Here is a 6,208-nt window from a genome sequence, read left to right as displayed (position 1 = left end):
CCGCGGTGGGCCCGGGCAACAAGGTCACGTTGTACAACAACGCGGGCAGCATCGACCTGGTCGCCGACCTGGCCGGGTACCACATCCGGTAGGGCCTCAGGTTCCTGTGTCGCCCGGCGTGATGCGCAGGACGACGCGGTCGGTGTGCCCGCGGCGCATCACCCGCTCGATGCCCATGATGAGCCGGAACTGGAACCCGTACTCGGCCCGCAGGACGTCGTGTGCGTGGGCGACACCGGCCTCGTTCTCGACCAGCTGGGCCCGCCCGGTGGCGACCGGCGCGTCCGGCTCGACGGCGCCGCGTCGCGAGCACGGGCGCATCTCGACGCGCGGGTCGCGGCGCAGACGCTTGACCTTGCCGCTGCCGGAGGGCGTCGTGACGAGCAGCGACCCGTCGGCGTCGGGCGCCACCCAGACGGGCGTCGCGACGGGCGCACCCGAGCGGCGGAAAGTGGTGAGCGAGACGAAGTCAGCCTCGCCGACGGTGGTCCAGACGTCGGTCATCCGGCCAGCCTGTCACGCCCAGCGCGTCCGCGACCTCTCGACGAGCGCGGTTCAGCGGGAGCAGGATGGGCCGCGCACGCACGGCACGACGACACCGAGGGGTGGACATGGCAGGCACGACGGGTGGGTTCTCGGCCGAGGAGAAGGCGGCGATGAAGGCGCGGGCCGCCGAGGCGCGGGCGGCCAAGAAGGGCGCCAAGGCCGAGGAGGAGCGGCAGGCCCTCCTGGACGCCATCGCGAAGATGGACGACGGCGACCGCGAGCTGTGCACGCGCCTGCACGAGGTGATCACCTCCGCCGCACCGGAGCTCGCGCCGCGCACGTGGTACGGGATGCCGGCCTACGCGAAGGACGGCAAGGTCCTGCTGGCGGTCAAGAACTCCGGCAAGTTCGGGCAGCGCTACTCGAGCCTGGAGTTCCAGGACGTCGCCGCCCTCGACGACGGGACCCTGTGGCCGGTGGCCTGGGCCGTGACCACCCTGACCGCCGAGGGCGAGGAGCAGGTCGCCGCGCTCGTGCGCCGAGCGGTGGGCTGACGCCTCAGCTCTCGACCGAGGCGACCGCGAAGGTGTCGCACTGGTTGAGGTCGCCGGTGCGGTAGCCCTGGAGGAACCACTTCTGCCGGGAGGCGCTCGAGCCGTGCGTCCACGACTCCGGGGACACCCGGCCGGTCGCGGCCTCCTGGATGCGGTCGTCCCCGACGGCGGAGGCCGCCGAGAGGGCCGACTCGATGTCGGCGTCGGTCAGTGGCTTCAGGAACGGCGTGCCGGTGTCCTCGTCGGGCACCTGCGACGCGTGCTGCGTCCAGACGCCGGCGAGGCAGTCGGCCATCAGCTCGATGCGGACGCCGTTGGACTCCGGCCCGGTGCCGCCCTGCTGCGCCTTGCCGAGCAGCCCGAGCTGGTCCTGCAGCGCGTGCCCGTACTCGTGGGCGACGACGTACTCCTGCGCGAGCGCGCCGTCGTCCGCGCCGAACTGGGTGCTGAGGACCTGGAAGAAGCTCGCGTCGATGTAGACGGACTTGTCGAGCGGGCAGTAGAAGGGTCCGACCTGGTTGCTCGCCGTGCCGCACGCCGACTGCGTCGCGCCCGAGTAGAGCACCGTCGGCGTCTCCTGCCACTCGCGCTTGTAGCGCGGGAGCTCACCGGCCCAGAACGCCTGCACCGAGTTGACCGTGCCGATGACCCGGCAGGTGTCGCTGCGGTTTGCGTCGGCGCCGGTCCGGCACTCCTGGAAGGCGGTGGGGTCGACCTCGCCACCGGCCTGCACCTGCCCGGGCGCGGCCTGGCCGCTGCCGCCGGTCGGGAGCTGCGAGGGGTCGATGCCGAAGACGAGCGCGAGGATGAGCACGACGATGCCGCCCAGGCCGCCGCCGACGACGAGCCCGCCCGGGCCACCCGACCCGCCGCCACCGGAGCGGACCTGCGAGGTGTCGAGGGTGACGTCGTCGTTGAAGCTCATCGCACTGCCTCCGTGGTCGGGCCGTTCCGGAGCAGCGTCCGGCGCGACCTAGACTAGGGGGAGCCCGGGCGGCCGTGCCGCCACGCGACGCAGGCCCCGGGACCCACCACACCGGAAGGCCCCACCGTGATCACCGCTGCGTCCGTCGAGCTGCGCGCAGGCTCCCGCCTGCTCCTCGACGGGGCCACCTTCCGGGTCGCCCCCGGCGACCGCATCGGCCTCGTCGGCCGCAACGGCGCCGGCAAGACGACGCTGACCAAGACCCTCGCGGGGGTCACCCAGCCGGCCGCCGGCACGATCACCCGCTCCGGCGAGGTCGGCTACCTCCCGCAGGACCCGCGGACCGGCGACCTCGGCATCACCGCCCGCGACCGCGTCCTGTCCGCGCGCGGGCTCGACACGATCGTCCGGGACCTGCGGGCCGCCGAGCAGGCGATGGCCACCGAGACCGGCGAGAAGCAGGAGCGCGCGATGCGCCGCTACAGCCGGCTCGACGCCGAGTTCACCGCCGCGGGCGGGTACGCGGCCGAGTCGGAGGCGGCCCAGATCGCCGCAGCCCTCGGCCTCGAGGAGCGTCTGCTCGAGCAGACCATCGGCACCCTCTCCGGCGGTCAGCGCCGACGCGTCGAGCTGACCCGCATCCTCTTCAGCGGCGCCGAGACGCTGCTCCTCGACGAGCCGACCAACCACCTCGACGCCGACTCCATCGCCTGGCTGCGCGACCACCTCAAGGGGTACCGGGGCGGGCTCGTCGTCATCAGCCACGACGTGCACCTGCTCGACGTCGTCGTCAACAAGGTCTTCCACCTCGACGCCAACCGCAGCGAGCTCGACCAGTACAACCTCGGCTGGAAGGCCTACCTCCAGCAGCGCGAGACCGACGAGCGCCGCCGCCGCCGGGAGCGGGCCAACGCCGAGAAGAAGGCGTCCGCCCTCATGGCACAGGCCGACAAGATGCGCGCCAAGGCGACGAAGACCGTCGCCGCGCAGAACATGGCCCGCCGCGCCGAGCGGCTGCTCTCGGGCCTCGAGGCCGACCGGGCGCAGGACAAGGTGGCCAGGCTGCGCTTCCCCAAGCCCTCACCGTGCGGTCGAACCCCCCTGCGGGCCTCGGGCCTGTCGCGCTCCTACGGCTCCGCCGAGGTCTTCACCGACGTCGACCTCGCGATCGACCGCGGCTCGCGGGTCGTCGTCCTCGGCCTCAACGGCGCGGGCAAGACGACGCTGCTGCGCCTCCTCGCCGGGGTCGACACCCCCGACACCGGCCAGGTCGAGCCCGGTCACGGCCTCAAGCTCGGGTACTACGCGCAGGAGCACGAGAACCTCGACGTCGGCCGGACCGTCCTCGAGAACATGAAGTCGGCGGCGCCCGATCTCGGCGAGACCGAGGTCCGCAAGGTGCTCGGCAGCTTCCTCTTCAGCGGCGACGACGTCGACAAGCCCGCGGGCGTCCTCTCCGGCGGCGAGAAGACCCGGCTCTCCCTCGCCCTGCTCGTCGTGTCGTCGGCGAACGTCCTGCTCCTCGACGAGCCGACGAACAACCTCGACCCCGCCTCGCGCGACGAGATCCTCGGCGCGCTGCGCACCTACGAGGGCGCCGTCGTCCTCGTGACGCACGACGAGGGCGCCGTCGACGCGCTCGAGCCGGAGCGCATCCTCCTGCTGCCCGACGGCGTCGAGGACCTCTTCAACGCCGACTACCGCGACCTCGTCACCCTCGCCTGAGGCGCGCCGACCCGTCGGCGGGCGCATACTGCCCGGGTGAGGTCGCTGCGGGTGCTGGTCACCGTCGTCGTCCTGCTGCTCGCGGGGTGCGGCGCCGGTCCGCGCCCGGGGGATGCCTCGACCGCGCCCGCGGGGTCGCTCCCGGCCCCCGCCCGGCTCACCCCCACGGCTCCCGTCACCCTCGCAGCGCGCCCTGCCCCGGTGCGGTTCTCGGTGCTCGGCGACGTCGGGGCGACCGCGGACACCACGCGCGTCCTGCGCGGCATCGACGACCGTGCCGACGACTTCACGCTCGTCGTCGGCGACCTCTCGTACGGGGCGCCCGGCGCCGAGACCGACTGGTGCCGGCAGGTGTCCGCGGCCCTCGGCGCCCGCTACCCGGTCGAGATCGTCTCGGGCAACCACGAGGACCACGGGCCCAACGGTGACGTCGACGCCTTCGCGCGCTGCCTGCCCAACCGCCTCCCGGGGCTCGTCGGGCAGTACGGCCGCGAGTGGTACGTCGACGTCCCGGCCGCGAAGCCGGTCGTGCGCATCGTCATGGTCTCGCCGGCGCTCGACTTCGGGTCCGGGACGTGGTCGTACGCCGCCGGGACCTCGCACTACCGGTGGACCGAGAAGGCCCTGACCTCGGCGCGGGCCGCGGGCATCCCCTGGGTCGTCGTCGGGATGCACGAGCCGTGCCTGTCCGTGGGCGTCTACGCGTGCGAGCCGGGGCCGGACCTGACCAACCTGATGCTCCGCGAGAAGGTCGACCTCGTCGTCACCGGTCACGAGCACATGTACCAGCGCACCCGCCCGCTCGCCCTCGGGGCGCAGTGCCCGCGGGTCGTGCCCGGCCGGTACGACGCGGGCTGCGTGACGAGCGGCCGGGGCACGACGACCGTCACCGTCGGCACCGGTGGCCACCCGCTCCGGGACGTGACCGCAGGCGACCCGGAACGGCCCTACTTCGCGGCGGTCAGCGCCCGCGACCTGCACCCGGCGTTCGGGTCGCTGGCGGTGTCGGTGACCGCGCACGACCTCCGGGCGCGGTTCGAGCCGGTCGGCGGCGCGACGTTCACGGACCAGGTGCACCTGACGCGCTGAGCGCCCGGCGGCGTCCCGGCCCTCGTCAGCCCGGGATGGCCGGCAGGCGGGTGAGGGCCGCGGCCACCGACTGCTGGAGCTCGGTGTCGTCCCACGTGTGGTCGACGAGATCGCCGCGCAGGTAGGCGTCGTAGGCCGGCAGGTCGAGGTGGCCGTGACCGCACAGGGCCGTGAGGATGACCTTCTCCTCCCCGGTCTCGATGCACCGGATGGCCTCGTCGACCGCCGCCGCGACCGCGTGCGTCGGCTCGGGCGCCGGCACGATGCCCTCGGTCCGCGCGAAGAGCACGCCGGCCGCGAAGCAGTCCTTCTGCGTCTTGGCGACGGCCTCGATGAGGCCCTCCTCGTAGAGGTGGCTGACCAGCGGGCTCATGCCGTGGTAGCGCAGACCGCCGGCGTGGATCGGGTCCGGGATGAAGTCGTGCCCGAGCGTGTGCATCTTGAGCAGCGGCGTCAGCCCGGCGACGTCCCCGAAGTCGTAGGCGTACGTGCCCTGGGTGAGCGAGGGACAGGACGCCGGCTCGACCGCGCGGATGACCGGCCCGGCCCCGCCGGCCTGCAGCTTCTCGCGGAGGAACGGGAACGTCAGCCCGCCGAAGTTCGAGCCGCCGCCGGTGCAGCCGACGATGAGGTCGACGCTCTCGCCGACCTTGGCCAGCTGGAGCAGCGCCTCCTCACCGATGACGGTCTGGTGGAGCAGGACGTGGTTGAGGACCGAGCCGAGCGCGTAGTTGGCCGTCGGGTCCTGCGCGGCGACCTCGACCGCCTCGCTGATGGCCAGGCCGAGCGACCCGGGGGAGGCGGGGTCGCTCGCGAGCATCGTGCGACCGGCCTGCGTGAGGTCCGAGGGGCTCGGGTGCACCGTGCCGCCGAAGGTCTCCATCATGATCCGGCGGTACGGCTTGGCGTCGTACGAGGCCCGGACCTGCCACACCTCGCACTCGAGGTCGAACTGCGCGCACGCGAACGCGAGCGAGGTGCCCCACTGCCCGGCGCCGGTCTCGGTCGTCAGCTTCCGGATGCCCGCCTTCGCGTTGTAGTACGCCTGCGGCACGGCGGTGTTCGGCTTGTGCGAGCCGGCGGGGGAGACGCCCTCGTACTTGTAGTAGATGCGGGCCGGCGTGCCGAGCGCCTTCTCGAGGCGGTGCGCCCGGAACAGGGGCGAGGGCCGCCACAGCCGGTAGACGTCCTGGACCTCCTGCGGGATGTCCACGTACCGCTCGGTGGTCACCTCCTGCGCGATGAGGTCCATCGGGAAGATCGCGGCGAGGTCCTCGGGCCCGACCGGCTGCCCCGTCCCGGGGTGCAGCGGCGGCGGGGGAGGCGTCGGGAGGTCGGCCAGCACGTTGTACCAGCGGGTCGGCATCTCGTCCTCGTCGAGCAGGATCTTGTGGCGCAGCGGCTCGGGCACGGGGCTCCTCGGTGGATG

Annotated in this window: 6 protein-coding genes; 3 read left to right on the top strand and 3 right to left on the bottom strand. The window is 73.2% G+C overall.

The window, feature by feature from the left end; translation table 11 throughout:
• Nucleotides 1-96: 96 nt before the first annotated feature.
• On the bottom strand, nucleotides 97-504 hold the full coding sequence (locus tag J3473_RS02960; RefSeq protein WP_207021823.1) for a PPOX class F420-dependent oxidoreductase: 408 nt from the start codon (nucleotides 502-504) through the stop codon (nucleotides 97-99).
• A gap of 107 nt (nucleotides 505-611) precedes the next feature.
• On the opposite strand from J3473_RS02960, the gene J3473_RS02955 reads away from it, so the two are divergent.
• The gene (locus J3473_RS02955) at nucleotides 612-1,040 is read left to right on the top strand and encodes an iron chaperone (protein WP_207021822.1); all 429 of its coding nucleotides are present in this window, start codon (nucleotides 612-614) and stop codon (nucleotides 1,038-1,040) included.
• Between the two features lie 4 nt (nucleotides 1,041-1,044).
• Here the strand turns inward: J3473_RS02955 and J3473_RS02950 are convergent, their stop codons facing one another.
• Nucleotides 1,045-1,965: a neutral zinc metallopeptidase gene (locus J3473_RS02950; protein ID WP_207021821.1), complete on the bottom strand. Its 921-nt coding sequence runs from the start codon at nucleotides 1,963-1,965 to the stop codon at nucleotides 1,045-1,047.
• A gap of 126 nt (nucleotides 1,966-2,091) precedes the next feature.
• On the opposite strand from J3473_RS02950, the gene J3473_RS02945 reads away from it, so the two are divergent.
• Both J3473_RS02945 and J3473_RS02940 read left to right on the top strand, forming a co-directional pair.
• On the top strand, nucleotides 2,092-3,690 hold the full coding sequence (locus J3473_RS02945; RefSeq protein WP_030528421.1) for an ABC-F family ATP-binding cassette domain-containing protein: 1,599 nt from the start codon (nucleotides 2,092-2,094) through the stop codon (nucleotides 3,688-3,690).
• 36 nt (nucleotides 3,691-3,726) lie between these two features.
• Complete coding sequence (locus tag J3473_RS02940; protein WP_207021820.1) at nucleotides 3,727-4,779, top strand: metallophosphoesterase; 1,053 nt, start codon at nucleotides 3,727-3,729, stop codon at nucleotides 4,777-4,779.
• A gap of 25 nt (nucleotides 4,780-4,804) precedes the next feature.
• On the opposite strand, the gene J3473_RS02935 is transcribed toward J3473_RS02940, so the two are convergent.
• A complete protein-coding gene (locus J3473_RS02935) occupies nucleotides 4,805-6,190 on the bottom strand; it encodes a TrpB-like pyridoxal phosphate-dependent enzyme (protein ID WP_256437917.1) in 1,386 nt (461 codons plus the stop codon).
• Nucleotides 6,191-6,208 lie beyond the last annotated feature (18 nt).

The sequence above is a fragment of the Phycicoccus sp. DTK01 genome (assembly GCF_017312765.1).
Classification (GTDB): Bacteria; Actinomycetota; Actinomycetes; order Actinomycetales; family Dermatophilaceae; genus Phycicoccus; species Phycicoccus jejuensis.
Note: the sequence above shows the minus strand (reverse complement) of the source record. Positions and strands in the feature narration are given on the sequence as shown.